Annotated in this window: 30 protein-coding genes and 2 other RNA genes; 28 read left to right on the plus strand and 4 right to left on the minus strand. The window is 69.4% G+C overall.

The features are described from left to right. The first annotated feature begins 2 nt into the window (after positions 1-2). From L1087_RS06660 to L1087_RS06705, 10 genes are all read left to right on the plus strand, one after another. The gene (locus tag L1087_RS06660; RefSeq protein ID WP_071677779.1) at positions 3-251 is read left to right on the plus strand and encodes a hypothetical protein; all 249 of its coding nucleotides are present in this window, start codon (positions 3-5) and stop codon (positions 249-251) included. Positions 252-261: 10 nt separating this feature from the next. Then, complete coding sequence (locus tag L1087_RS06665) at positions 262-591, plus strand: hypothetical protein (protein WP_071677780.1); 330 nt, start codon at positions 262-264, stop codon at positions 589-591. 2 nt (positions 592-593) lie between these two features. After that, positions 594-776 (plus strand): hypothetical protein, encoded by a 183-nt coding sequence (locus L1087_RS06670; protein WP_071677781.1) that lies wholly within the window; start codon positions 594-596, stop codon positions 774-776. Beyond that, entirely contained in the window at positions 773-1306 is a 534-nt protein-coding gene (locus L1087_RS06675) for a phage protein Gp27 family protein (protein WP_052155158.1), read from the plus strand. Before L1087_RS06670 ends, L1087_RS06675 begins: the two co-directional genes overlap by 4 nt. Further along, positions 1296-2579, plus strand: coding sequence for a terminase large subunit domain-containing protein (locus tag L1087_RS06680; protein ID WP_135342894.1), 1284 nt, complete (start codon positions 1296-1298; stop codon positions 2577-2579). The genes L1087_RS06675 and L1087_RS06680 overlap by 11 nt, the downstream gene beginning before the upstream one ends. After that, positions 2579-4090: a phage portal protein family protein gene (locus tag L1087_RS06685; protein ID WP_234558201.1), complete on the plus strand. Its 1512-nt coding sequence runs from the start codon at positions 2579-2581 to the stop codon at positions 4088-4090. Before L1087_RS06680 ends, L1087_RS06685 begins: the two co-directional genes overlap by 1 nt. After that, positions 4074-5264, plus strand: coding sequence for a phage head morphogenesis protein (locus L1087_RS06690; RefSeq protein ID WP_234558202.1), 1191 nt, complete (start codon positions 4074-4076; stop codon positions 5262-5264). Before L1087_RS06685 ends, L1087_RS06690 begins: the two co-directional genes overlap by 17 nt. Beyond that, on the plus strand, positions 5222-5518 hold the full coding sequence (locus L1087_RS13195) for a hypothetical protein (protein WP_039456918.1): 297 nt from the start codon (positions 5222-5224) through the stop codon (positions 5516-5518). The genes L1087_RS06690 and L1087_RS13195 overlap by 43 nt, the downstream gene beginning before the upstream one ends. 303 nt (positions 5519-5821) lie before the next feature. Next, positions 5822-6193: RNase P RNA component class A (gene rnpB / locus L1087_RS06700), an RNA gene on the plus strand. A gap of 170 nt (positions 6194-6363) precedes the next feature. Next, complete coding sequence (locus L1087_RS06705; RefSeq protein WP_039456921.1) at positions 6364-7146, plus strand: hypothetical protein; 783 nt, start codon at positions 6364-6366, stop codon at positions 7144-7146. On the opposite strand, the gene L1087_RS06710 is transcribed toward L1087_RS06705, so the two are convergent. Both L1087_RS06710 and L1087_RS06715 read right to left on the minus strand, forming a co-directional pair. Further along, positions 7097-7567: a DUF488 domain-containing protein gene (locus tag L1087_RS06710; protein ID WP_135342896.1), complete on the minus strand. Its 471-nt coding sequence runs from the start codon at positions 7565-7567 to the stop codon at positions 7097-7099. The genes L1087_RS06705 and L1087_RS06710 overlap by 50 nt on opposite strands. Positions 7568-7661: 94 nt before the next feature. Further along, positions 7662-8231, minus strand: coding sequence for a hypothetical protein (locus tag L1087_RS06715; protein ID WP_135342897.1), 570 nt, complete (start codon positions 8229-8231; stop codon positions 7662-7664). Between L1087_RS06715 and L1087_RS06720 the strand changes: the two genes are divergently transcribed. The 15 genes from L1087_RS06720 to L1087_RS06795 all read left to right on the plus strand — a co-directional run bounded on the left by L1087_RS06720 (position 8230) and on the right by L1087_RS06795 (position 19281). After that, complete coding sequence (locus L1087_RS06720; protein ID WP_135342898.1) at positions 8230-8451, plus strand: hypothetical protein; 222 nt, start codon at positions 8230-8232, stop codon at positions 8449-8451. The two genes, L1087_RS06715 and L1087_RS06720, sit on opposite strands and share 2 nt — an antisense overlap. A 62-nt stretch (positions 8452-8513) precedes the next feature. Next, positions 8514-8699 carry a hypothetical protein gene (locus L1087_RS06725; protein ID WP_124104476.1) on the plus strand — a complete coding sequence of 62 codons (186 nt, stop codon included), beginning with the start codon at positions 8514-8516 and terminating at the stop codon, positions 8697-8699. A 7-nt stretch (positions 8700-8706) separates the two neighbouring features. Further along, a complete protein-coding gene (locus L1087_RS06730; RefSeq protein WP_234558203.1) occupies positions 8707-9339 on the plus strand; it encodes a M23 family metallopeptidase in 633 nt (210 codons plus the stop codon). Next, complete coding sequence (locus L1087_RS13200) at positions 9336-12272, plus strand: phage tail tape measure protein (protein WP_326490707.1); 2937 nt, start codon at positions 9336-9338, stop codon at positions 12270-12272. The genes L1087_RS06730 and L1087_RS13200 overlap by 4 nt, the downstream gene beginning before the upstream one ends. After that, complete coding sequence (locus tag L1087_RS06745) at positions 12272-12856, plus strand: hypothetical protein (protein ID WP_234558204.1); 585 nt, start codon at positions 12272-12274, stop codon at positions 12854-12856. The genes L1087_RS13200 and L1087_RS06745 overlap by 1 nt, the downstream gene beginning before the upstream one ends. Continuing rightward, positions 12853-13569 carry a hypothetical protein gene (locus tag L1087_RS06750; RefSeq protein ID WP_234558206.1) on the plus strand — a complete coding sequence of 239 codons (717 nt, stop codon included), beginning with the start codon at positions 12853-12855 and terminating at the stop codon, positions 13567-13569. Before L1087_RS06745 ends, L1087_RS06750 begins: the two co-directional genes overlap by 4 nt. After that, positions 13566-14219 carry a hypothetical protein gene (locus L1087_RS06755; protein ID WP_234558208.1) on the plus strand — a complete coding sequence of 218 codons (654 nt, stop codon included), beginning with the start codon at positions 13566-13568 and terminating at the stop codon, positions 14217-14219. The genes L1087_RS06750 and L1087_RS06755 overlap by 4 nt, the downstream gene beginning before the upstream one ends. A gap of 3 nt (positions 14220-14222) precedes the next feature. After that, positions 14223-14591, plus strand: coding sequence for a hypothetical protein (locus L1087_RS06760; protein ID WP_135260260.1), 369 nt, complete (start codon positions 14223-14225; stop codon positions 14589-14591). Continuing rightward, positions 14591-15625 carry a baseplate J/gp47 family protein gene (locus L1087_RS06765; RefSeq protein WP_234558210.1) on the plus strand — a complete coding sequence of 345 codons (1035 nt, stop codon included), beginning with the start codon at positions 14591-14593 and terminating at the stop codon, positions 15623-15625. The genes L1087_RS06760 and L1087_RS06765 overlap by 1 nt, the downstream gene beginning before the upstream one ends. Then, positions 15622-16377, plus strand: coding sequence for a phage tail protein (locus L1087_RS06770; RefSeq protein ID WP_234558212.1), 756 nt, complete (start codon positions 15622-15624; stop codon positions 16375-16377). The genes L1087_RS06765 and L1087_RS06770 overlap by 4 nt, the downstream gene beginning before the upstream one ends. Then, entirely contained in the window at positions 16374-16628 is a 255-nt protein-coding gene (locus tag L1087_RS06775) for a hypothetical protein (protein ID WP_234558213.1), read from the plus strand. Before L1087_RS06770 ends, L1087_RS06775 begins: the two co-directional genes overlap by 4 nt. Next, positions 16629-16967 (plus strand): hypothetical protein, encoded by a 339-nt coding sequence (locus L1087_RS06780; RefSeq protein WP_234558214.1) that lies wholly within the window; start codon positions 16629-16631, stop codon positions 16965-16967. Between the two features lie 9 nt (positions 16968-16976). Continuing rightward, positions 16977-17840, plus strand: a complete 864-nt coding sequence (locus L1087_RS06785) for a hypothetical protein (RefSeq protein WP_234558215.1) — start codon at positions 16977-16979, stop codon at positions 17838-17840. Positions 17841-17842: 2 nt separating this feature from the next. Then, positions 17843-18211, plus strand: coding sequence for a hypothetical protein (locus tag L1087_RS06790; protein WP_234558216.1), 369 nt, complete (start codon positions 17843-17845; stop codon positions 18209-18211). After that, entirely contained in the window at positions 18208-19281 is a 1074-nt protein-coding gene (locus L1087_RS06795; RefSeq protein ID WP_234558217.1) for a hypothetical protein, read from the plus strand. Before L1087_RS06790 ends, L1087_RS06795 begins: the two co-directional genes overlap by 4 nt. 85 nt (positions 19282-19366) lie before the next feature. Here L1087_RS06795 and rnpB (L1087_RS06800) read toward each other — a convergent pair. After that, positions 19367-19716, minus strand: an RNA gene (rnpB, locus tag L1087_RS06800) — RNase P RNA component class A. Positions 19717-19770: 54 nt separating this feature from the next. Here rnpB (L1087_RS06800) and L1087_RS06805 point away from each other — a divergent pair. The 3 genes from L1087_RS06805 (at position 19771) to L1087_RS06815 (ending at position 21186) form a co-directional block, all read left to right on the plus strand. Beyond that, on the plus strand, positions 19771-19953 hold the full coding sequence (locus L1087_RS06805) for a hypothetical protein (RefSeq protein ID WP_038042263.1): 183 nt from the start codon (positions 19771-19773) through the stop codon (positions 19951-19953). Positions 19954-20033: 80 nt separating this feature from the next. After that, positions 20034-20249 carry a 50S ribosomal protein L31 gene (gene rpmE, locus L1087_RS06810; RefSeq protein WP_015717326.1) on the plus strand — a complete coding sequence of 72 codons (216 nt, stop codon included), beginning with the start codon at positions 20034-20036 and terminating at the stop codon, positions 20247-20249. Positions 20250-20607: 358 nt separating this feature from the next. After that, positions 20608-21186: a thymidine kinase gene (locus L1087_RS06815; RefSeq protein WP_234558218.1), complete on the plus strand. Its 579-nt coding sequence runs from the start codon at positions 20608-20610 to the stop codon at positions 21184-21186. On the opposite strand, the gene L1087_RS06820 is transcribed toward L1087_RS06815, so the two are convergent. Continuing rightward, positions 21180-21587 carry an Hsp20/alpha crystallin family protein gene (locus L1087_RS06820; protein ID WP_135260770.1) on the minus strand — a complete coding sequence of 136 codons (408 nt, stop codon included), beginning with the start codon at positions 21585-21587 and terminating at the stop codon, positions 21180-21182. The genes L1087_RS06815 and L1087_RS06820 overlap by 7 nt on opposite strands. Positions 21588-21595 lie beyond the last annotated feature (8 nt).

Below are 21595 nucleotides of genomic sequence, written 5' to 3' on the forward strand. Positions count from 1 at the left end.
CCGTGGATGAGCGCGATCTGGAGCTGGAGCTCTGGCAGGAGGCCCTCGCCCTCCTCGCCCGCCTGGGGGCCTCAGAGGCGGACCTTCGCCCTCTCAGGGAGCGCCTTTGGGCCCTCCGCCTCTACCGCATGATGCCCAAGCCCCAGGCCCCTTCCCTCTGGAGCCGCCCCCTCTTCTGGACGGTTCTGGCCCTCCTCCTCGGCATCGTGGCCAGCCTCCTGGGCCTCCCCGTCCACAAGCTCTTCCCGTGAAAGGAGCGCCATGTTCAGGGATCCGAACCGCCAGCGCTTGATCCGAGGCACGATCCTCCAAGCCCTGTACCTGAACGCCTTCGGGGTGGACGCCCCCGTCAACATCCACGACCCCTACGCCATGCCGAGAGGCGTCCTGGCCCGGGTCATGGAACTCTCCCACGTCCTCCCCGCCCGCTCCGAGATGAACGCCGCCGTGCGCTACCTGCAGCAGAAGGGCTACGTGGAGGCGGTTTGGGACGAGGACGGGGAGTTCACCCTGGTCCGCCTCACCACCCAGGGCATGGACCTGGTGGAGGGGAACCTGAAGGACCCCGGGGTCCTCCTGCCCAGGAGGTAGCCGTGGAGCTCAGGGAGGAGATCCACGCCCTCGCCGTGGCCTTCCGCCGCCACCACGAGGAGATCCTCGCCGAGCTCCGCCTCCTCCGGGAGGAGTTGGAGAGGGAGCGCCGGGCCCGGTTCTGGGAGCGGGGACTCCTGGCCCTGGCCCTGGTGGCGGCCCTGGTGGGCTGGGTGCGGCCGTGAAGGGCTACAAGCGCCACCGCCTCTGCAAGGTCTGCACCCTCCCGGAGGACCTTCGCGACCGGGTGGACGCCATGCTCCTGGGGGAGGAGACGGAGGAGGACGGCAGGCCCTACAGCATGGAGGGGATCGCCCTCTGGCTCAGGGCCCAGGGGCACGAGGTGAGCCCCTCCAGCGTCCGCCGCCACGCCCGCCACCTGGCCCCCGCCCTGGACCAGGTCCTGCAGATGGAGCGCCTGGTGGAGGCGGTAGAGGAGGCCACGGGCAAGCGCCTCTCCTACGCCGCCGCCCTGGCCAACATCGTGGTGCACAAAGCTCTCCGCTACCTCCAGGACCTGGAGCTCGGGGAGGAGGTGGATCCGGAGAAGGTGGTGCGGCTCGGCCTCGAGGCCGCCCGGGTGGCCCTGAGCCTGGAGAGGCTGGACCGCTCCCTGCGGGAGGAGGCGGCCCAGAAGGTGGAGGAGAGCCTCCGCGCCCGGCAGATTGAGCCCGAGGTCATTGAGGCCATCAAGCGGGACATCTATGGACTCTGAGCGCCTCCTCCTCCCGTACCAGCGGCGCTGGGTGTGGGACCAATCCCGCTTCAAGATCGGCCTCTGGGCGAGGCAGACGGGGAAGAGCTTCGCCGGGACGCTGGAGGTGGTCCTGGACGCGGTGGAGCGCCCCGGCACCCTCTGGATCCTCCTCTCCGCCGGCGAGCGGCAGAGCCGGGAGCTCGCGGAGAAGGCCAAGCGCCACCTCGCGGCCCTGAAGCAGGCGGCGGAGACCCTGGAGAGCCGCTTCTTTGAGGCGGGGGAGGAGGTGACCCAGCTGGAGATCCGCTTGCCCAACACGTCCAGGCTCGTCTTCCTCCCCGCCAACCCCCGCACCGCCCGCGGCTACACCGGGAACGTCTTCCTGGACGAGTTCGCCTTCCACCAGGACTCCGAGGCCATCTGGGCGGCCATGTTCCCCATCATCACGCGGAGGCCCGATCTCAAGATCAGGATCATGAGCACCCCCAACGGCCCCCGGGGCAAGTTCTACGAGCTCTGGGAGAAGGGGGGAGAGGTCTGGAGCCGGCACCGGGTCACCCTCCTGGACGCGGTGGCCGAGGGCCTGCCCATAGACCCGGAGGAGCTCCGGGCGGGCCTCGCCGACGACTTCATCTGGCAGCAGGAATACCTCTGCGAGTTCGTCTCCGAGGAGGAGGCGTTCCTCCCCTGGAGCCTCATCCTCGCCGCCGAGGCCAGGGAGGACCCCCGGGGGGAGTGGGACCCCGAGCGGGCCTACCTGGGGATGGACGTGGGCCGCCACCGGGACCTCACCGTCTTCGTGGTCCTGGAGCGGGTGGGGGACGTGTACTGGGCGCGCCTCGTGGAGGCTCTCCACCGGGCTCCCTTCGCCGAGCAGGAGGCCCGCCTCCACGCCCTCCTCCCCCGGGTGCGCCGGGCCTGCCTGGACGCCACGGGCCTCGGGGAGATGCTGGCCGAGAACGCCCGCCGGGCCTTCGGCTACAAGGTGGAGCCGGTGAAGTTCACCCTCGAGGTCAAGGCGGACCTCGCCCAGCGCCTCCGCCTCTTCTTTGAGGACCGCCGGATCCGCATCCCCGAGGACCGGGCCCTCCGGGAGGACCTCCACGCCGTGCGGCGGATCATCACCCCTTCCGGGAACGTCCGCTACGACGCGGAGAGGAGCGAGCGCGGCCACGCCGACCGCTTCTGGGCCCTGGCCCTCGCCCTCCACGCCGCCGAGACCCGTAAGGGCCCCGTGGAGTACAGGTCGGTCCTCCGCCGGGCCTTCGCCGGGTGGAAAGGAGCCTACTGATGCCCATCCTGGACCCCTACGGCCGCCCCATCCCCAAAAGCCCACCGCCTTCCGCGCGCCGCCTCCCCCTGGACTCCCCCTACCGGGTCTACCCCGCCCGGGGGCTCACCCCCGAGCGCCTCGCCCGTGTCCTCCGCCTCGCCGACGAGGGGGACCTCGCCCTCCAGGCCGAGCTCTTTGAGGAGATGGAGGAAAGGGACGCCCTCCTCTTCTCCCTCCTCCAGACCCGCAAGCTCGCCGTCATCGGCCTGGACTGGCGCCTGGAGCCCGCGGAGGAGGGCCGGGATGCCCGCCGGATCCTCCGGGCCGTGGAGGAGGTGTGGTGGGACCTCCCCCTGGAGGGCCTCATGCTGGACCTCCTCTCCGCCATCCCCCAGGGGGTGAGCCTGGTGGCCGTGGCCTGGGAGTGGGACGGCCTCCTCTGGCGGCCCAAGGCCTTCCGCTGGGTGCACCCGGGGAGCCTGGTCTACCGTTCCGAGGAGGACCGCTTCTACCTCGCCTCCCAGGAGCGGCCGGAAGGGGAGGCCCTCCCCTACGGCGGGGCCATAGAGCACCGCTACAGGGCCCGCTCGGGCCTCCCCACCCGGGCCGGGCTCATGCGCAGCGTGGCCTGGCTCTACCTCTTCAAGCACTACGCCCTCAAGGACTGGGTGGTCTTCGCCGAGGTCTACGGCCAGCCCTACCGCATCGGCAAGTACGACCCGGCCGCCGGGGAGGAGGAGAGGCGGCGCCTGGAGGAGGCGGTGCGCGCCCTCGGGGCCGACGCCGCCGGGGTCATCTCCAAAGACACGGAGATTGAGATCCTGGAGGCGGCCAAGGGCCAGGGTCCAGACGTCTACGAGCGCCTCATCCGCCTCTGCAACCGGGAGATGGCCCAGGCCGTCCTGGGCCAGACCCTCACCTCCAGCGAGGGGGACGGGGGGAGCTACGCCCTGGCCAAGGTGCACGAGCGGGTGCGGATAGACCTCCTCCGGGCCGACGCCCGCGCCCTGGCCAAGACCCTCCGGGAGGGCCTCCTCAAGCCCTTCGTGGCCTTCAACTTCGGCCCCGAGCTCCTGGACCTCGCCCCCTTCGTGGTGCCCGAGGTGGAGGAGGAGAAGGATCTGGAGAGCCGGGCCCGGGTGCTCCAGACCCTCCTGGGCATGGGCCTCTCCATCCCCGAGGCCTGGCTCCGGGAGGAGTTCGGCGTCCCCGCCCCCGACCCCCAGGGCCCCGTCCTCACCCCCCTCCTCGCCCCCCAGGAGAGAAAAGAGCGGGGCCTGGTGGCGGGCCAGGCCTTCGTGGACGGCCTGGGGGATAGGCTCCTGGAAAAGGCCCCCATGCCCGGGCTTTCCGCCCTCCTCCAAGCCATCGGGGAGGCCGAGGGGTACGAGGACCTGAGGCGGCGCCTCCTCGCTCTCTTCCCCGGGATCTCCTTCGCCGAGCTCGCCCAGCTCCTGGAGGCCGCCCTCACCCTCTCCGAGCTCGCGGGGAGATGGGCCCAGCGGCAGGACAGTGGCCTGGACGGTTGAGCCCGACCCCCTGCGGCCCGAGGAGGCCCTCCGCTGGTTCCGGGCCCGCCTTCCCCTCCCCGATCCCGAGTTCCGCGCCCTGGGGGAGGAGGCGAGGCGCCGGGCCTTCTTCGTGGCGGGCCTCGCCGCGCTGGACATGGTGCAGGAGACGATGGACGCCCTCGCCCGGGCCCTGGAAGAGGGGAGGCCCTTTGAGGACTTCCAAAGGGAGCTTTCCGACCGGGTCAAGAACGCCTGGGGCGAGGGGAGCCGCCACCGCCTGGAGACCGTCTTCCGCACCAACCTCCAGCTAGCCTACGGGGCGGGGCGGTGGAAGGAGGCGGTCTCCGTCCGGGAGCTCAGGCCCTACTGGGGCCTCTCCGTGGTCCTGGACGGGCGCACCTCCCGGATCTGCAGGCCCCTCGCGGGGATCGTCCTCCCCGCCGACCACCCCTTCTGGCGCACCCACGTCCCGCCCCTCCACCACAACTGCCGCACGGCCCTGGTCACCTACACCCGGGAGGAGGGGGAGAGGCGGGCCTGGAAGGAGCCCCCTCCCCACGAGCCCCAGGAGGGCTTCGGCCGCCCCCCCACGGAGGAGGAGTGGAGCCCCGACCCCCGGGGCTACCACCCTGAGCTCTGGCGGGCCTTCCTGCGGGCCCTCGCCGCCCTCCCCGAGGCCCGGGCCCACCTCAGGGGCCTGGCGGAGAGCCGGGGCCAGGGGAGGCCCGCCCCTCGGGACTGGCTCTTCGCCGCCGGGGAGATGGTGCGGGCCCCCTTCAACCGCCGGGGGCGCTCCGTTCCCGAGGAGCTGAGGCCCCTTCTCGGCCGGGAGCGGGCCACCAGCCTGGAGCTCCACGTGGCCCAGCGGGTCATGGACGGGCACCTGGCCCCGGGCACCCCTCCCGAGGTCTACGAGGGCCTGTGCCGCGAGGCCCCGGCCCACCCCGAGGCCGCCCTCTTCGCCTACGCCCGGGACCAGGGCCCGGTGCTGGCCGCCCTGGCCCCCGCCTCCTTCATCCCTGAGGAGGCCCGGGGGCCCAGGCTCAAGGCCCTCTGGTTCGTGGTATACTCCTTCCACAGCGGGACGCTGGCCACCGGCTACAGCGTGCGGGACCTGAGCGAGCTGGACGTCCCTTGGGACAAGGTGGTATGGCTCAAAAGACCTCCCTGGCTTACGCCCCCCTCGCCCTAGCCCGGGCCTACGTGGCCTGGGTGAGGGAGCTCCTGGACCGGGGGGAGGAGGCCGACCCGGACGAGCTCCTGGACGCTGTGGAGGAGTGGACCCCCTTCCGGGGGTACCTGAGGGACGCCGCGCGGGAGGACCGGGAGGCCGCCCTCGCCCTGGCCCGGGAGGTCTTCGCTGAAGGGCCCAGGCTTCGGGCCCACGGCTTCCCCCTTCCCGAGACCTGGGAGGCCTTCCTCGCCCGGGTGGGACTGGAGCCCTGAGGGCGGCAGGCCCAGGGGGGCCGGGGAGAACCCCCGGCCCCCCTTCTTCCGCCCCGCCATCCCACCCCCCGATTTGAAAGCGCTTACACGGCCCTGTAACCCCCCTGGAAGGCCCGGGAAGGGGGTGGCCTGGCCTTCCCCTTAGCCCCGGCCTCCCCCCGCCTTTTTGGGCCTTTCAGGCCGGGTTTCCTCCCTCCTGTGCACAGCGTCTTTCCCTCTCCGGGAGGGCGCTCAGGCGGGTTTCTGTCCTGGAGCGTGAGCGATTTCCTCAATGCTTTTGCCTGTGGTAGAATAGGGGTGCCCCGGGACGGGGGCGCGGTCGCGCTCAGGGGCCAACCCCCCTGGGTGAGGAAAGTCCGGGCACCATAGGGCGGGGTGCCAGGTAACGCCTGGGCGGGGTAACCCGACGGAAAGTGCCACAGAGAAAAGACCGCCAGCGGCCGGGCCTAACGGTCCGGTGCGGGCAAGGGTGAAACGGTGGGGTAAGAGCCCACCGCCTGGCCTGGCAACAGGCTGGGGCACGGCAAACCCCACCCGGTGCAAGGCCCAGTAGGCAGGAAGGGCTTGCCCGGCCCGCCAGAACCTGCGGGATGGGCCGCTTGAGGCCACGGGCGACCGTGGTCCCAGAGAGATGACCGCGGAAAACAGAACCCGGCTTACGCCCCGTCCCGGGGTCCCCATGAGGGGGCCTGGGCTTTCCAAGGCGAGCTATGACACGGGAACGAGTTTTGATGATTGTAAAGACCTATCCTAGTCCAAGTAAGAAGTATGGGGAGCTAACGTGTACGGCAGGTATACGTCTCCGCGATAACGAGTGGATCCGGATCTACCCATACCCCTTTCGCTTGTTGGATAACGACTACCGCTTCAAAAAGTACGATATCTTGGAGCTCCCTCTGGAAAAGTCATGGGGGGATCCGCGCCCGGATAGCTATCGGCTCGTGGACCCCACTCAAGTCGGGTGCGTGGGGCACTTGGAGGCGGATAAGTACTGGGAGGCCCGGATGCAGTATATACGCCCGACGGTTATTCCCAGCGTTGAACAGTTTGAGGCCCAGATGGTGCGGAGGGTTCCGGTGGGGTCAGCAGGAGTTGGCTTGTTTGGGGATGATTTTTCGGGCCCCCAAAGGGGTAGGGTGCAGTGGGGGAAAACAATAGGAGTCGTGGCTGTGGTTCAGGGTTCGGCCAGAGTGGAAGTGAAGTATGTGGGCGAGGACTGGCCGGAGGAGGACAGAGCCAAACTAGCGTCCCCAGGAGTTTGGGAGGAGGGGCTTTTTGAAGGGGAGTCAGGGGCATCCCTACGGAAGCCCAAAGTGCCACTTCGTTTTTGCCCTTACAAGTTTTATCTAAACTTCACCGATATAAAGGGCGTTTCGCGCAAGAAGGTGATCACCGATTGGGAAATAATACGTCTTTACTTCAGGGAAGAGAAGAGACTTGGTAGCCGAGAGAAGGCTGTTGAGAGCGTCAAGTCCAAAGTAGAGAAAGAGATCTTCGGCCTGGATAGGGAAACCTACATCGTTGTGGGAAGCATCCACCACCACTATGCCAAACCTCAGCTCTATGCGGTTATAGGGTTTATCTGGCCGAAGAAGAAGCCGGAACTGCCCCTTTTCTCAGGTCTGTGACCCCTTGAGCCCAACCGGTTTCTACTAGGGCTCTGCCCACCAGGGAGCGGTGGCATTGGCTGGGGTCTTCCTCAAAACAAAGAAGGCACACCCGGTATTCCCTAAGCAGGAGTCCAAGCTCCTCTAGGGCTCCTACCCGTTGGGCGAGAAGCTGAAGGTAGCTTCTCTGGTAGGTCTGCCAATCCCCGCTTTTTTGGAGGCAAAGGCGCAGTGGTTTAGGGGCCCCCAGCTCGCGGAAATGCCTGTAGAAGATGCCTTCCTTAGCCAGGGCTTCTTTCAGGGGGGTTTTAGAGAACCCCCTTTTCCGGCTAAGGGGGAGATCCCTGACATCGGCCACCAAGTTCACCCCATTGGATTTGAGTATGTCCAAAAAAGTGTTTAAGCTTAACCCCTCGTAGCCGATGGTCAGGACATCTGACATATTCAGACAATATCTGGGGGCCGAAGGCTTGTAAAGCACGACCGCTAGTGCCTCCTGGGCAATTTGCCCCTATATTTTGGGGCGGGCCGTCAAGCTAATACTCGCACCAGTGCGGCCACTTCTCTCCCGGCGCGCCGTGGCGGGTGAAGACCAGCATCAGGTCTCCCACGTCCCCCACGTGGTAGCCCACCAGGTCCACGGTCACGGGGCCGAAGTTGCGGTTGAACTGGCCCACCCCGTTTTCCTGGATGCGCTGCACGCGATCGCCAAACCAGTTGACTAGGTTCTGGCTGGTCTCCTGGGAGAGTCCGAGGCACACCCCTTCTATGAAGCCCACCAGATAGCCGAAGCCATAGAGGGCCCGGGAGAAGGAAGGGCTTCCCTCAAAGCGCACGCTCAGCACGTTCAGATAGCGCTTGCCTTTGGGGGCGGCGAAGAAGAGCACGTACTGAAAGACCTCGTCGTCCTCGCTTTTGGCCCACACCAGGTACTTCCTCTCCGCCGAGCGCTCCGGGGGCGGTGGAGGAAGCTTTTCCTCCTGGACCCGCACGATCGGCTCCCTCTTTTTGAGACTAGCGATTAGGTCGGCGATCTTTACGGACCTCGCCTGCGCGCTCCCTGCCAGAAGCAGAGCCACCAGGACCAGGCTCCACGTTGCTTTCATGGGGCCATTTTATAAGGAAATCGCCCGCCGCACGGGAGTGCCCAGCAGCACCTTGCACGGGATGGCCCACCGCCTCGGCGTGGCCCACCTCCGCTCTGCCAAGCGCCTTCCGCCTGTTCAGCCCACTCCCGACCTCGCCCGCCTCCTGGCCCAGCAGGCCCAGCTTCTCCTGGAAGCGGCCCGCCTTCTTGCCACCCCCCCACCCTCCGGGGTAAGATAGGGCTAAGGTGGGAAACGTGCCCCCGGGGAAGCCCGGGGGCAAAGCTTTTGGGAGGGCGTATGGTGCGGTACAAGGTCGAGCTAAGCCACGGCGAGGTGGAGTTCACCGCCGAGACGTTGGAAGCCCTCGCCGCCGAGATTCGGGAGTTCCGGCGGGCCCTGTTGCGGGCCGAGGCCGAGGGCTCCGACCGCCTCGCCTGGGCGGAGCACGTCAAAGCGCCGGAGGAAGGGGCTCGTCCCTCCCGGTAAAGCCCGTATGCGTGTTCTCTGGCCCCTCCCGCCCTCTCCAGACAAAAACCGCGTGGACGCGGGGTTTTTGGACCCCCGCTACCCCGAGTGGCGGAAGGCCCAGGGCCTCGCCCCTCACCAGCACCCCGGGGTGGACCTCAACCTCTCCGGCACCTCTGGGGACGCCGACCTGGGCTACCCGGTGGTGGCCGTGGCTGAGGGGCGGGTGGTCCACAGCGCCTTCCACCGGGTTTGGGGCCACGTGGTCCTGCTGGAGCACGACCTCCCCGGCCTCGGGCGCTTCTGGACCCAGTACGCCCACCTCCTCTTCCGGGTGGCCCGGGAGGGGGACTACCTCTTCGCGGGCGAGCCCGTGGGGGCCATCGGCAAGGGGGACCCGGCCAGGCCGTACCTCGCCCACCTCCACTTTGAGGTGCGGCGGGCCCCCCTGGAGGCCGACTTCTGGCCCGGGAGCAACGTGGACCTCATCCGGGAGAAGTACCTGGACCCCGAGGCCTTCCTAAAGGCCCACTACGCCCCCGCCCGCCGCTTCTACCGGGTGCGGGGGGTCTTCTGGACCCCGGCCCGGCAGGAGGTGGAGGGCGTGGTCGTGAACCTGGAGGAGCCCGACCGGGCTCAGGTGGCGGTGAGGAAGCTGTGAACGCCCTCTTCCGCCTCCAGGTGATGCTGGACCTCGTGGACCGCATGACCGGTCCCCTGGGCCGGGTGGGGGAGGGCCTGCGTAAGGTGGAGGAGCTTTCCCGCCGGGCGGACCTCGCCCTGCAACGCTTGGGGGCGGGCCTTTCCGTGGCCGGGGCCGGGGCGGCCCTCGCCGCGCCCCTGGTCCTCGCCACCCGGGCGGCGATGGACTTTGAGGACGCCTTCGCCGACGTGCGCAAGGTGGTGGACGCCCCCGCCCCCGCCCTCATGGCCCTCCAGCGGGAGCTTTTGGGCCTCACCCGGGTCATCCCCATGACCGCCAGGGAGCTCACGGAGATCGCCGCCGCCGCGGGCCAGGCGGGCATCCCCATGCAGGAGCTGGTCCGCTTTACCCAGGACGCGGCCCGGGTGGGGGTGGCCTTTGGCATCTCCGCCGGGCAGGCGGGGGACGCCCTGGCCAAGCTCCGCAACGTCCTGGAGCTCAGCCAGGAGGGGGTCATGCGCTTGGCGGACGCCGTGAACCACCTCTCCAACAACATGGCGGCCACCGCCCCGGAGATCCTGGAGGTCCTCCGCCGGGTAGGGGGGACGGGGAAGCTCCTGGGCCTCACCGGGCAGCAGGTGGCGGCCTTCTCCGCGAGCCTCCTCGCCCTCGGCACCGCCCCCGAGGTGGCCGCCACCGGCCTCAACGCCCTCTTCCAGCGCCTGGCCACCGCCCCGGCCCAGCCCAAGGCCTTTCAGGCGGCCCTGGCCCGCCTGGGGCTCACGGCCACGGGCCTCCAGCAGGCCCTGAGGCGGGACGCCGCCGGGGCCATCATGGACTTCCTACGCCGCCTCAGGGCGGTGCCCGACCAGCTCACCGTGCTTTCCGACCTCTTCGGTATGGAGTACGCCGACGACATCGCCAAGCTGGTGGGCTCCTTGGGCACCCTGGAGCGGGCCTTCGGCCTGGTGGCCAACCCGGCGGCCTACACGGGTAGCGTCCTCCAGGAGTTCCAAAACCGGAGCGCCACCCTGCGGAATGCCCTCATCCTGCTCAGAAACGCCCTAGACCGTATCTGGATCACCCTGGGCTCCAGCCTCCTGCCCATCGTGACTCCCGTGGTGCAGCGCCTTACCGATCTCCTCAACCGGGCCTCGGACCTCCTGGAGCGCTTCCCCACCCTTCGGGCGGCCGTGGTGGGGGTGAGTGCGGCCCTAGGAGGGCTCCTGGTGGTGGGGGGGTTGGCTGTAACCCTTTTGGGGGCCATCGGCTTCGCCAGCGCCAACGCCCGCCTCGGCCTCCTGGCCCTCCGGGGCGGTCTGGAGAGCGCCGGGCGCCAGATCCGGCTCTTCAGCCTGGGCCTCTCCCTCCTCCGGTTCCAGCTGGCCGCGTTGGGGGGGCCTGCGGGCCTGGCCCGGGGCGCCCTGCTGGCCCTCCAGCGGGCCTCCTTCCTGGCGGGGCGGGGGGTGCTCTTCCTGGGGCGGGCCCTCCTCCTCAACCCCCTGGGCCTCTTCGCCACCCTCCTGGCGGGAGTGGGCTACGCCCTGGTCCAGGCCTGGCGGCACTCCGAGGCCTTCCGCCGGGGCATCCAGGACACCTTCGCCGGCCTCCGGGCCGCCTTCGCCCCCGCCCTGGCCGAGATGAGGGCCGTGGCGCAGGCGGTGGCGGGCCTTTTCCGCCCCCTGGGGGATGCCGTCCAGGCTTCCCTCGGGGTCATCCCCGAGGCCCTGGACCGGGTGCTCTACGGGGTCTTCTACGGCCTCGGCTTCCTCTTCGGGCTGATCCAGGGGCTGGCCCTCCGCCTGGCCCCGGTCCTGGGGGAGGGGCTGATGGGCCTGGTGGGTCTCCTGCGGGGCTTCGTGGACCTGGTGGTGGGCCTCTTCACCCTGGACCTGGACCGGGCCCGGCAGGGGGCCCTGCGGGTGTGGGACGGCCTGCGGGCGGTCCTCTCCGTCCCCATCCGGGTGGGGGGCATCCTGGTGGACACCGCCCTGAACGCCCTGGCCCTCCTGTGGGAGGCGGCCAGCGCCCGCTTCCCCGCCCTGGCCCAGCTGGGGGAGGGGCTGGGAAGGGCCTGGCAGGGCCTGGTAACGGCGGCCCAGACCGTCTTCAACCTCCTTAGGACCACGGTCGTTTCCGGCATCAACGCCCTAAAGGCCCTCTTCCAAGGGGACTTCCGACTGGCCCTGGCCTTTGCGGAACAGGGGTGGCAGGCCCTCCGCACCCTGCTCTCCCTCCCCCTCCGCCTCGGGGCTGTGGTGTGGGACGCCCTAAAGGGGGCCTTGGGCCAGGCCCTGGCCTTCGTGCGGGGGCTGGCGGGCCAGTTCCTGGAGGCGGGCAGGGCCATCGTGCAGGGGCTCACCCAGGGCATCCTGAGCCTGGCGATGGCCCCCGTCAACGCCGTGAAGGAGCTGGGGGGTAAGGCCATCACCGCCCTCCGGAACCTCCTGGGCATCCGCTCCCCCAGCCGGGTCTTCGCCGAGATTGGGGCCATGACCGCCTTGGGGATGGCGGTGGGTCTGGAGGGCGCGGCCCCCGCGGTGGCCCGGGCGGTGCAGGCCCTGGTACCCCCTGTTCCCCAGCTGGAGCTTCCCGTGCTGCGGCCTGCGGTGGAGATGCCGGAGCTTCCCCCGGTGCGTCCTGCGGTGGAGATACCTCGTTTGCCGCGGCTGGAGATGCCGGAGGTGGCAGGTCCCCGGTTGCCGGAGCTTCCCGTGCTGCGGCCTGCGGTGGAGATGCCGGAGCTTCCCACCCTGGAGGCTCTCGTACCTCCCTCCCCTGCGGCCGCCGCCCGCGGTCAGGCCCCGGATAGAGGGGAAGGGCGCAAGGGCGAGGGCCGGGTGGTGCAGGTGGTGCGCATTGAGCGCCTGGAACTCCCCTCCGTGCGGGACGCCGACGAGTTCCTCCAGGCCCTCAAGCGCCTCATGGTGCCCTACTTGGAGGAGGCCTGATGCCCTACCTGCGCTTCGCCACAGGGGACCGCCTCCGCCTGGACGGGGAGGAAATGCCCGGGGTGGTGGTGAGCGTGGAGGTGGAGGGGGAGAACAGCGTGGAAAGCCTCCCCCGGGAGGGGAAGGCGGGGGATGTGCACGTCCTCCGGGGGTACCGGGACTTTCGGGTGCGCCTCACCCTGCGGCTGGCGGGACCCGACCCCTTGGCCGAAGCCCGCAGGCTCCAGGCCAAGTTCGCCAAGAGCAAGACCGAGCCCCTGCGGGTGGTCCACCCCCACCTGGCGGCCCGTGGGGTGGAGAAGGCCCTCTTCGCCCGCCTGGTCACCCGGGAGGAGGGGGGAGAGGAAGGGCTTTACGCCGTGCTGGAGCTGACCCAGACCGAGCCCCGTGAGGCCCTCAAGGAGGCCAACGCCGCCGAGGAGGCCCGCCTGCAGGGGGCGATCCAAGGCCCCGTGGCCGGGCCTCCCAAGGAGGGTGCCCAGGCCAAGCGCAACCCGCCCCAAGAGCCCAAGCCCCCGAGGTACGTGGAGGCCTTCGTCCAGGGCCAGCAGGCCGCCCTGGGCCTGGTGGGAGGTGGCCGGTGACGCTGGTGCACCTGCCCAAGCCCAAGACGCCCTACGGCGAGCCCACCCGGGTGGAGCTCTGGGAAGGCCTGCACGCCCCCTGGCGCTCCCTCCTCCTGGGCGGGGTGGACGCCCCCGTGGGGGGGAGCGTGCGCCTGGAGCTGGAAGGGCCCCTGTTCCAGGGGGAGGTGCGGGGGCGCACGGGACCCCTGGAGCGGGTCTGCTGGGGCCTGCCCGAGTGGCGCAGGCCCGTGCGGCCCCAGGCCTTCCAGGACGCCTTCGCCCAGGACGTGATCGGCTACCTGGCGGGGGAGGTGGGGGGGAGGTACCTGGAGCGCCTGCCCCGGCACCGGAAGCGCCACTACACCCTACCTGCGGTGCCCGCCTACAAGGGGGTGGAGATGGTCCTGGCCGCCTGGGGCTATGAGGCCGTGATGCACGAGCTGGATGGCGGCCTCCTCTACATCGGCCCCCGGGAGGCCAGCCCCCACGCCAGCGTCCTCCACCGGCTGGACGAGGAGGTGGCTGAGGTGCGTCCCCTGGGGAGGGCGGTTTACCTGAAGACCGCCCCCCTGCCCGCCCTCCGGCTCCTGCACCGGGTGCGCTACCCCCGGCGGGAGGGAGCCTGGGCGGACGGCAGGCTCCTGGGGGCCCCCGAAGGGGAGGGGCAGGTGGTGGAGCACCGCCTGGTCCTCACCCCCCAGGAGGCCTACCACGAGGTGGTGGTGGCATGAGAGCAGAAGCCCTGCTGCACGCCCTCCGCAGGCTGGTGGAAGCCCTCTGGCCCGAGCTCGGCCACCGCACCCACCTGCCCCACAAGGCCAGGGTCCTCAGGGTGCGCTCCCAGGCGGGGGTGGCAGGTCCCCCGGGGGAGGTGCGCTACAGCGTGGACGTGGAACCCCTCACCCCGGACGGGCGGCCTGACCCCACCCGTCCTCCGGAGATCCGGGACGTACCCCTGGACGTGCCCTGGATGGGGCGGGAGGGCCGGGGAGTCTACGCCCTGCCCGAGCCCGGGACCCTGGTCCGCATCGCCTACTACGAGGGCAACCCCGCCTACCCCTACGTGGACGGGGTCCTCTCCGAAGGGCGGGCGGTGGCCCAGGTGGCCCCCGGGGAGTACCTCATCCGCAAGGACGGAGACACCTGGGTGCGCCTGAAGCCGGATGGGGAGATCGAGGCCCAGGCGGCCCCCGGGGTGCTCCTGCGCCTCAAGCCTGACGGCACCGTGGAGCTTCGGGGCACCGCCGTGGTGCAGGTGGACGCCCCCCGCATTGAGCTGGCCGGGGGCGGGCCTCCCGTGGCCCGGGTGGGGGACCCGGTGCAGGTGGGGGCCGCCGTGGGCCAGATCATAGGGGGCTCCTCCAAGGTCTTCGCGGGGTGAGCCGTGTACCGGGACTGGCGCTGGCAGGACGGCGACTTCGCCTTCACCCCCAGGGGGGATGCGGCCCTGGCCGAGGGGATGGAAGTGGTGCGCCAGGACCTTCTGGCCCGCCTGGTCTCCCCGCGGGGGAGCCACTGGGCCTTCCCCGCGGAGGGGAGCCGGGTGCCCGAGTTCGTGGCCGCTCCCGCGGACGAGCTCACCCTCACCGAGCTCCAGCAGGAGGCCGAGCTCACCTGCCTGGAGGACGCCCGGGTGCGGGAGGCGGCTTCGGAGTGGGCCGAGGATCCCGCGGCCTATGACGGGGCCAGGGCGCTCCGCCTGCGCCTTACCCTGGCCGAGGGCGTTCTGGAGCTCCTGCTGAGGAGGCCGTGATGCCTGACCTGCCCGTACCCACCCTGGAAGAGGCCACGGAGGAGCTCCTCCGGCTTCTCCCCGAGGGCTTCCCCGTGCGGAACCCGGACGCGTACAGCGCCTTCGGCACCTACCTGCGCCTGGCCGCCCAGGTGGGGCTGGACGTGCGGGCCACCCTGCGGGCCCTCCTGCCCCAGCTCTTCGTGACCACGGCCACGGGGGCCTGGCTGGACGAGCACGCCCGGGGCCTGGGCCTGGAGCGCAAGGAGGCCAGGGCCGCCCGCCTGCGGGTGCGGGTGGAGGCCTCTGCCCCCGGCGCCTTCCCCCCGGGGGCCCTCTTCGGGGTGGGGGAGCTCCGCTACCGGGCGGAGGGGGCCTTCGCCCCGGGGGCCGAGGTGGAGGTTCTCGCCGAGGCCGTGGGCTCCCGCTACAACCTGCCTGCGGGCACCCGCCTCCAGCCCGTGACCGTGGTGCCGGGGGTGGAGGCCCTCGAGGTGCTGGAGGTGGTGGAGCCCGGCCTGGACCGCGAAACCGATGAGGAGCTACGGGCCCGGTGCATCCTCTCCTGGCCCGCCTTGGGGCGGGGGAGCACCTACCACGCCTACATGAGCTGGGCCCTCGAGGACCCGGAGGTGCGCAAGGTGGTGGTCATCGACGATCACCCCCGGGGCCAGGGCACCGTGGACGTGGTGGTGGCCCCGGCCCAGGGCCTGCCGTCCCCGGGGCTCCTCGCCCGGGTGCAGGCCCTGGTGGACGAGCGCCGCCCCCTCACGGTGAACGCCCTGGTGCGTGCCCCCACCCCCATCCCCCTGCACCTCCACCTCCGCCTGCACCTTGAGCCCGGCGCCCCGCCCTTAGGGGTGTGGGAAGACCGGGCCCGGCTCTTCGTCCACAGCCTGGGCATCGGGGAGGCCTTCTGGCCCTCCCGGCTCATGGACCACCTGCACGACTTCGGCGGCCTGGTGGCGGTGGAGGTCCTGAGCCCCGCGGGCCCCGTGCCCGTGGCCCGCGACGCCCTGCTGGTGCCCGGGAACATCCTCGTGGAGGCCGCATGAACCCCATGCAGGAAGCCGCCTACCGCCACCTCCTCTCCCTCCTGCCCCCGGGGCGCTACCCCCGGGAGGGCGGGGCGGCGGACGGGATGGTGCGCATGCTGGGGGGCTTGGAGGGGAGGCTCCTGGAGGAGCTCTTCCGCCTCGTGGCCGAGGCCTTCCCCCAGAGCGCCTCGGAGGAGGGGCTTGGGGAGCACGCCCGCGCCCGCGCCATCCGCCGCCTGCCCCCTGATGAGCCCCTCGAGTCCTGGCGTGCCCGGGTCATCGGGGCGATGGATTGGTGGCGCTGGGCAGGCACCCGCCCGGGCATGGAGCGGGAGCTGGCCCGGCTGGGCGTCCGCGCCCAGGTAATCGAGGGGCCGTTCGAGAACTTCTTTGACGGCACCTGGCACTTTGGGGACTACGAGGGCGCCTTCACAGGCCCCGCGTGGGCCGAGTTCCTCCTCCGCATTTGGCCCCAGGGGCCCTTCCAGGCGCGGGAGCGGGCCTATCTGCGGGCAGTGGTGGCGGAGCTCAAGCCTGCCCACGCCGTTTTGCGGGGGGTGGAGCTTCGGGCCGAGGACATTCGCCACATCCGGCTCCAGCACGAGGCGCGCACCTGGCCCCAAGACTACGGCGCCTTCGGCCACTTCGTGTTCGGGGAGGTCCAGCGGGTGTCCCTGCTGGGGGGGATGAGCCTCGAGGCCTGGGCGGAGGGGCGGAACCTCCGCTCCCCAGCCTTCGACGGCTGGTCCTTCGGGGAGGTGGGATTTTGACCGCACCGGTACCTAGGCGCACATGGGGCCCCATCCCCGCCCGCCCCGTCTGGTGGGGGGAGGGCAGGGGAGAGGGGCGGGCGGTGCTGGGCGTCCTGCCCGGGCAGCGCAGGCTGTACGCCCCGCCTCTGGACGGCTGGCCCTTTGAGGGCGGGGAGCGGGATGTGGCGTGGGCGCGCCTGCACCTGGAGGGCGATGGACAGGAGCGGTGGCGGGGCTACGCGCCGCCCTTTGGGGAGGTGGATATCTAGATGTTTACCAGCTACACACGGGAGCAGCTCCTGCGCAGGCTCATGGAGATGGTGGTGGAGGCGGGTTGGGGCACTTCCGGGGCCCCAAGCGCCTCTGCCCTGACCAATCCGGTCTACACCACCCTCATCTCCAAGCGCCTGGAGGGAGGCAAGGCCATCTTTGAGTACGCCCTGGCCTGGGAGGGGCACGGGACCCGGACTTTGAGAGAGATCGGCCTCTTTGGGCGCGACCAGAATGGCAACCGGGTCATGCTCTACCGCCGCACCCGGGATCCGGTGGACCTCGAGGTGGGCCTGACCCTCGTTGATCGGCTGGAAGTGAGCGTGGAGAGCGTGTAGGAGGATAGCATGCCTGCGATAGAAGACATCCTGGAGTTTTTGGCGTCTCAGGGGCTTGCCGACGACTGGCAGCCCGCGGAGACCATCGAGTCGGGCGGGGGGACGATACCGAAGACGAGCTCCAAGGGCTTAGTGCGCTCGGCCACCAACGAGATCATTGAGGTAGGCCCCTTCGCGCGCATCATGGCCCAGTACGCCCTACGGGACCGCGCCGCCCTCCGCGCCGCCGCCACCCTGGGCGCCGCCGCCCTGGACCTGGCGGCGGGCACGTGGCGGGGCCTGCAGGACCTGCGGCAACGGGGCATTCAAACCGGGCGGGCCTACATCCCGCGGAAGTACGTGGTTGAGGGGCTGCAGGTGAGTATCGGCACAGGGCGGTCCCTTTCCATCGCCGCCGGGAGCGCGGTCCAGGGCGGCATGCGCAGGCGGTATGAGGCCCGCCCCAACGCCATCGCCGTGCCCACCAACCCCGGTACCTCGGCCAAGACGTACACCCTCTACCTCACCAACGAAGGCGATCCTTACCTGGTGGAAGGCACCTCGGCCCCGGAGGGGGGCCTGCCCCTGGCCCGGGTGACGGTGCCCGCCGGGGACACGGGGGCGACCTTCGCGGGCACCATCACGGACGTGCGGGTGGTGGCCACCCCGTCCACCTGGTTCCCGCCCGTCCTGCCCGCGTTCACCGTGGCCCTGCCCTACCCCATGCCCTCCACGGATTACGAGGTTTTCCTCCACGTGGAGAGCGCCTCGGACCTGGGGCGGGTGCACCTGGTGGTCACGAGTAAGACCAAAAACGCCTTCACCCTTGAAAACCGCGGCACCGCCGACGACATCGTGGTGCGCTGGATGGCGGTGGAGACCAACTGGAGGTGAGCATGGTGGTGGAACGGGTGTGCGGCGGGAGGTGCTGGGAGGTGGCCCTGGAGGGGAGCCTCCTGCGCATCGGGGGGTTGGAGCTGGACCTCGAGGCCCTCTCGGGGCCCGAGTCCTGCAGGGTGGCGGTCTACGCGGGGGCGGACGGCGCCCCGACCCTCGAGGCCACCGACTGGCTGGGGGCGGAGGTGCTCCTGCCCGGGCGGCCCCTCGAGGCCGTCCCCGCGGGGGAGCAGGTGTACGAGGACGAGGAGGGGCAGGAGGTGCGGACGCCCGCCTACGAATACCGCATGGCCCCCCTCAACCTTGAGCTGGTGCAGGTGCGGCTTTTCGGACTCCCCCTTCAGGGGGAACAAGGAGGTGAAGGATGATTTTCTCGGTGAAGGACTCCCTTAGGCAAGCAGTAGAAGCGGCCAGTGGTGGGCTTTGCACGGTGATGTACACGAAGAAGGGGCAGCCCGTCTTCTTGCGGCGCATCCCCCGCTTCAACTTGGAGGACATTGACCCGTCGTTGGGCACCGGCCCCCACCCGGCGTTCGTGGTTGACGGGGAGACCAAATCGGAAATCTGGGTTGGGATGTACCCCGGGGTTATCTCCCAGGGGGAGCTGGTGAGCGTGCCGGGTGTAGCACCCACGCCCACCACCTTCGCGAACGCCGCAGCCGCCGCCCAGGCCGCGGGGCCGGGCTGGCACCTCATGACCAACGCCGAGTTTGCCGCCATCATGCTCCTGCACTGGAAGCAAAACGGCGGACAGGATGTGCTGCGCGGAAACACCCAGTGGGGCCGCTCGCACGAGGCACCGTGGGAAACGGCGGTGCGCATTGACGGGCGGGCTCCGGGGGAGGCCGTGGGTGACCACCTACACCTGACTGGATCCGGCCCCCTCACGTGGCGCCACGATGGCACAGCATGGGGCGTAGCGGATCTCGTTAGCCCCATGCAATGGGTTGGTGGCCTCCGCCTGGCTAATGGCGAGATACAGGTTTCGTTTTCGTTGACGGGGGAAACATGGCACGCCATCCTGCCGGACGGATCCCTCGTTGCGCCTGGCACCACGGGGACGCTGAAGCTCGACGTGCCCCTAAACGCCAACTACAGCGAGGACGGGGTTGCCCAAAACCTAGGGACCCCCATCCTGCGCACCAGCCGAAAGTCCCCTCCAGCAGGATGGGACGACTCTGCTCCCGATGAGGACTTTGCGCAAAGTTCTTTTGCTAACGTGGCCGTAGATACCGGGGTTAGCGTTCCGAGCATACTCCGCAGTTTGCTGATTCTGCCCCCAACCGGCTTCAAAGGCATACTGACTGTACGCCCCTACGGCACGCGTTTGGCTACGAGGGGCTCATGGGGGTCTTCGGTGAATGCAGGTGCAGCAACACTGGATTTGAGCCGCACGGGTAACGCATCCCGAACAGCCCGCCCCGTCTTCGTCCTCTAGCGCCTGATGAGCCCCCGCAGCCGCTCCCACAGGGGGTGGGCGGGGGCTACATTATCTGGCTCAACCCTGCGTTGCATAGACACTCAATTTGTGAACCGCAAACATGACTGCACTCAGTCAAATTGACCTGTAAAGTGACGCAAATTGACCTCAAAGCGTGACGCGTGACAGTTATGGCGGGCCGGGCAAGCCCTTCCCCTCTATTGGGCCTTGCACCGGGTGGGGTTTGCCGTGCCGCCCCTGTTTCCAGGAAGCGCGGTGGGCTCTTACCCCACCGTTTCACCCTTGCCCGCACCAGGCCTTGCCTGGCCGCTGGCGGTCTTTTCTCTGTGGCACTTTCCGTCGGGTTACCCCGCCCAGCCGTTAGCTGGCACCCTGCCCTATGGTGCCCGGACTTTCCTCACCCGGGAGGTTCGGCTCCCGGGCGCGACCGCCCCCCTGTCCTGGGGCATCCTTTATTCTAGTCCAGTTAGGGAGTAAAGTGAAGGCGTGAGGCTTCCCTGGTACCTGCCCCTTCTCCTCCTCTTTCTCGCCCTGGTGGGGCTTGGGGTTTTGGGGATTCTCTGGTTCCTGGCGGTCTTAGGTGTGGGGGTGGGGGTGTTCTGGATGGCCTGGGAGCGGCTACGCCGGCGCCTCTTCGGACCCAGGTGGCGTCGCCTGCCCCCGCCTTGAGGTTGCGGAATGCCCCGGGGTCCTGGTAGAGTAGGAGATGGTTTTGCGCACGGCCAAGACCGTGCGAAAGGAGGCGAAACGTGAAGGAAGGCATCCACCCCAAGCTGGTTCCCGCCCGCATCATCTGCGGTTGCGGCAACGTCATCCACACCTATTCCACCCGCCCGGAGATCCACGTGGAAGTTTGCAGCAACTGCCACCCCTTCTACACGGGGCAGCAGCGCTTTGTGGACACGGAAGGCCGCGTGGAGCGCTTCCAGCGCCGCTACGGGGATTCCTACCGCAAGGGACGGTAAGGGCAGGTTTGTGGTCTACGGCGAGGCCTTTAAGGCCTCGCCGCTTCCGTGGTTGAGGTCAGGAACAGGGTTTCCCGTGGTGGCATCCTTTGGCTTATTCCCAGCACTTCTATGAGGAGTAGGGCAGGCCCACCTACTTTTATCGTCCCCCCTTCCCCCCCTTCCCTAAGATCGCTCCTTCCGCTGGCTACCCTTCATAAGCGTGGGCCAGGGCTCCTTCGTGGGGGTTAAGGGGGGAGTTGGCAAGGAAAGGCCATGGCCTTTCCCTCAAAGCTTTCCTCCGGCATCCTCCGAAGCTGGTCCAAGGCCGCCATTTTAGAGAAAGGATACCCTGTGCCCGGGTAGAATCTGGGCCAGGATGCCCCCGGTACTGCATCGTCAGGGTTGGATTGAGGTGATCACCGGGCCCATGTTCTCGGGCAAGAGCGAGGAACTCATCCGCAGGGTCAGGCGGGCCCTCATCGCCCGGCAACGCGTTTTGGTGTTCAAGCCCAGGCTGGACACCCGCTACCACGAAAGCCAGGTGGTGAGCCACGATGGCCAGAGGGTGGAGGCCATCCCTGTTGGGGAGGCCAGGGAAATCGAGGCGTACCTATCCTCCTTGCCCCAGGTGGTGGCGGTGGACGAGGTCCAGTTTTTGGATGCTGGCCTTCTCCCCTTGGCGGAGGAACTGGCCCGCCAGGGTGTACGGGTGATCCTGGCGGGGCTGGATTTGGACTTCCGGGGTGAGCCCTTCGGCCTCATGCCCGAGCTTTTGGCCCGGGCTGAGTTCGTGGAGAAGCTTACGGCCATCTGCGCCCGGTGCGGGGCCCCTGCTACCCGCACGCAGCGCCTGGTAAATGGAAAGCCCGCCCGCTACACGGATCCCGTGATCCTGGTGGGGGCCCAGGAGCACTACGAGCCCCGTTGCCGAGCCTGCCACCAGGTTCGTTACTGAGAGAGCGGCAGGGGGGCCCCTTTGCGCTTCTTGAACCGTACCTCCAGTACCCCCTGGCGCAGGCTTGCCTGGGCGGTGCCCTCCTCGATGGGGCCGGGTAGGTCCAGGGTGCGTCGGAAGGTGCCCATGGGCCGTTCCTCCAGGAGGTAGACCCCAGGCAGGGGATGGCGGATCCCGGCTAGGGTGACGCGGCTTCCCTCCTCCAGAAGCTCCAAATCCTCGGGGCGTACCCCAGGGAGGTCCACGAGGAGAACGTAGTGATCCTCGTCCTCGAGGAGGTCCACCTTAGGAGTCCAGGCGGCGGGTTCCTCTCCCGTGAGCTGGTAGGCCAGCTCGGCGATGCGCTCCTGTAGCTCTTTCAGCTTGCGCAGGGTCTCCAGGCGGTCTAGGCGCTCCAGCATGCCCTTAG

Source organism: Thermus tengchongensis (assembly GCF_021462405.1).
In the GTDB taxonomy this organism is placed as follows: domain Bacteria; phylum Deinococcota; class Deinococci; order Deinococcales; family Thermaceae; genus Thermus; species Thermus tengchongensis.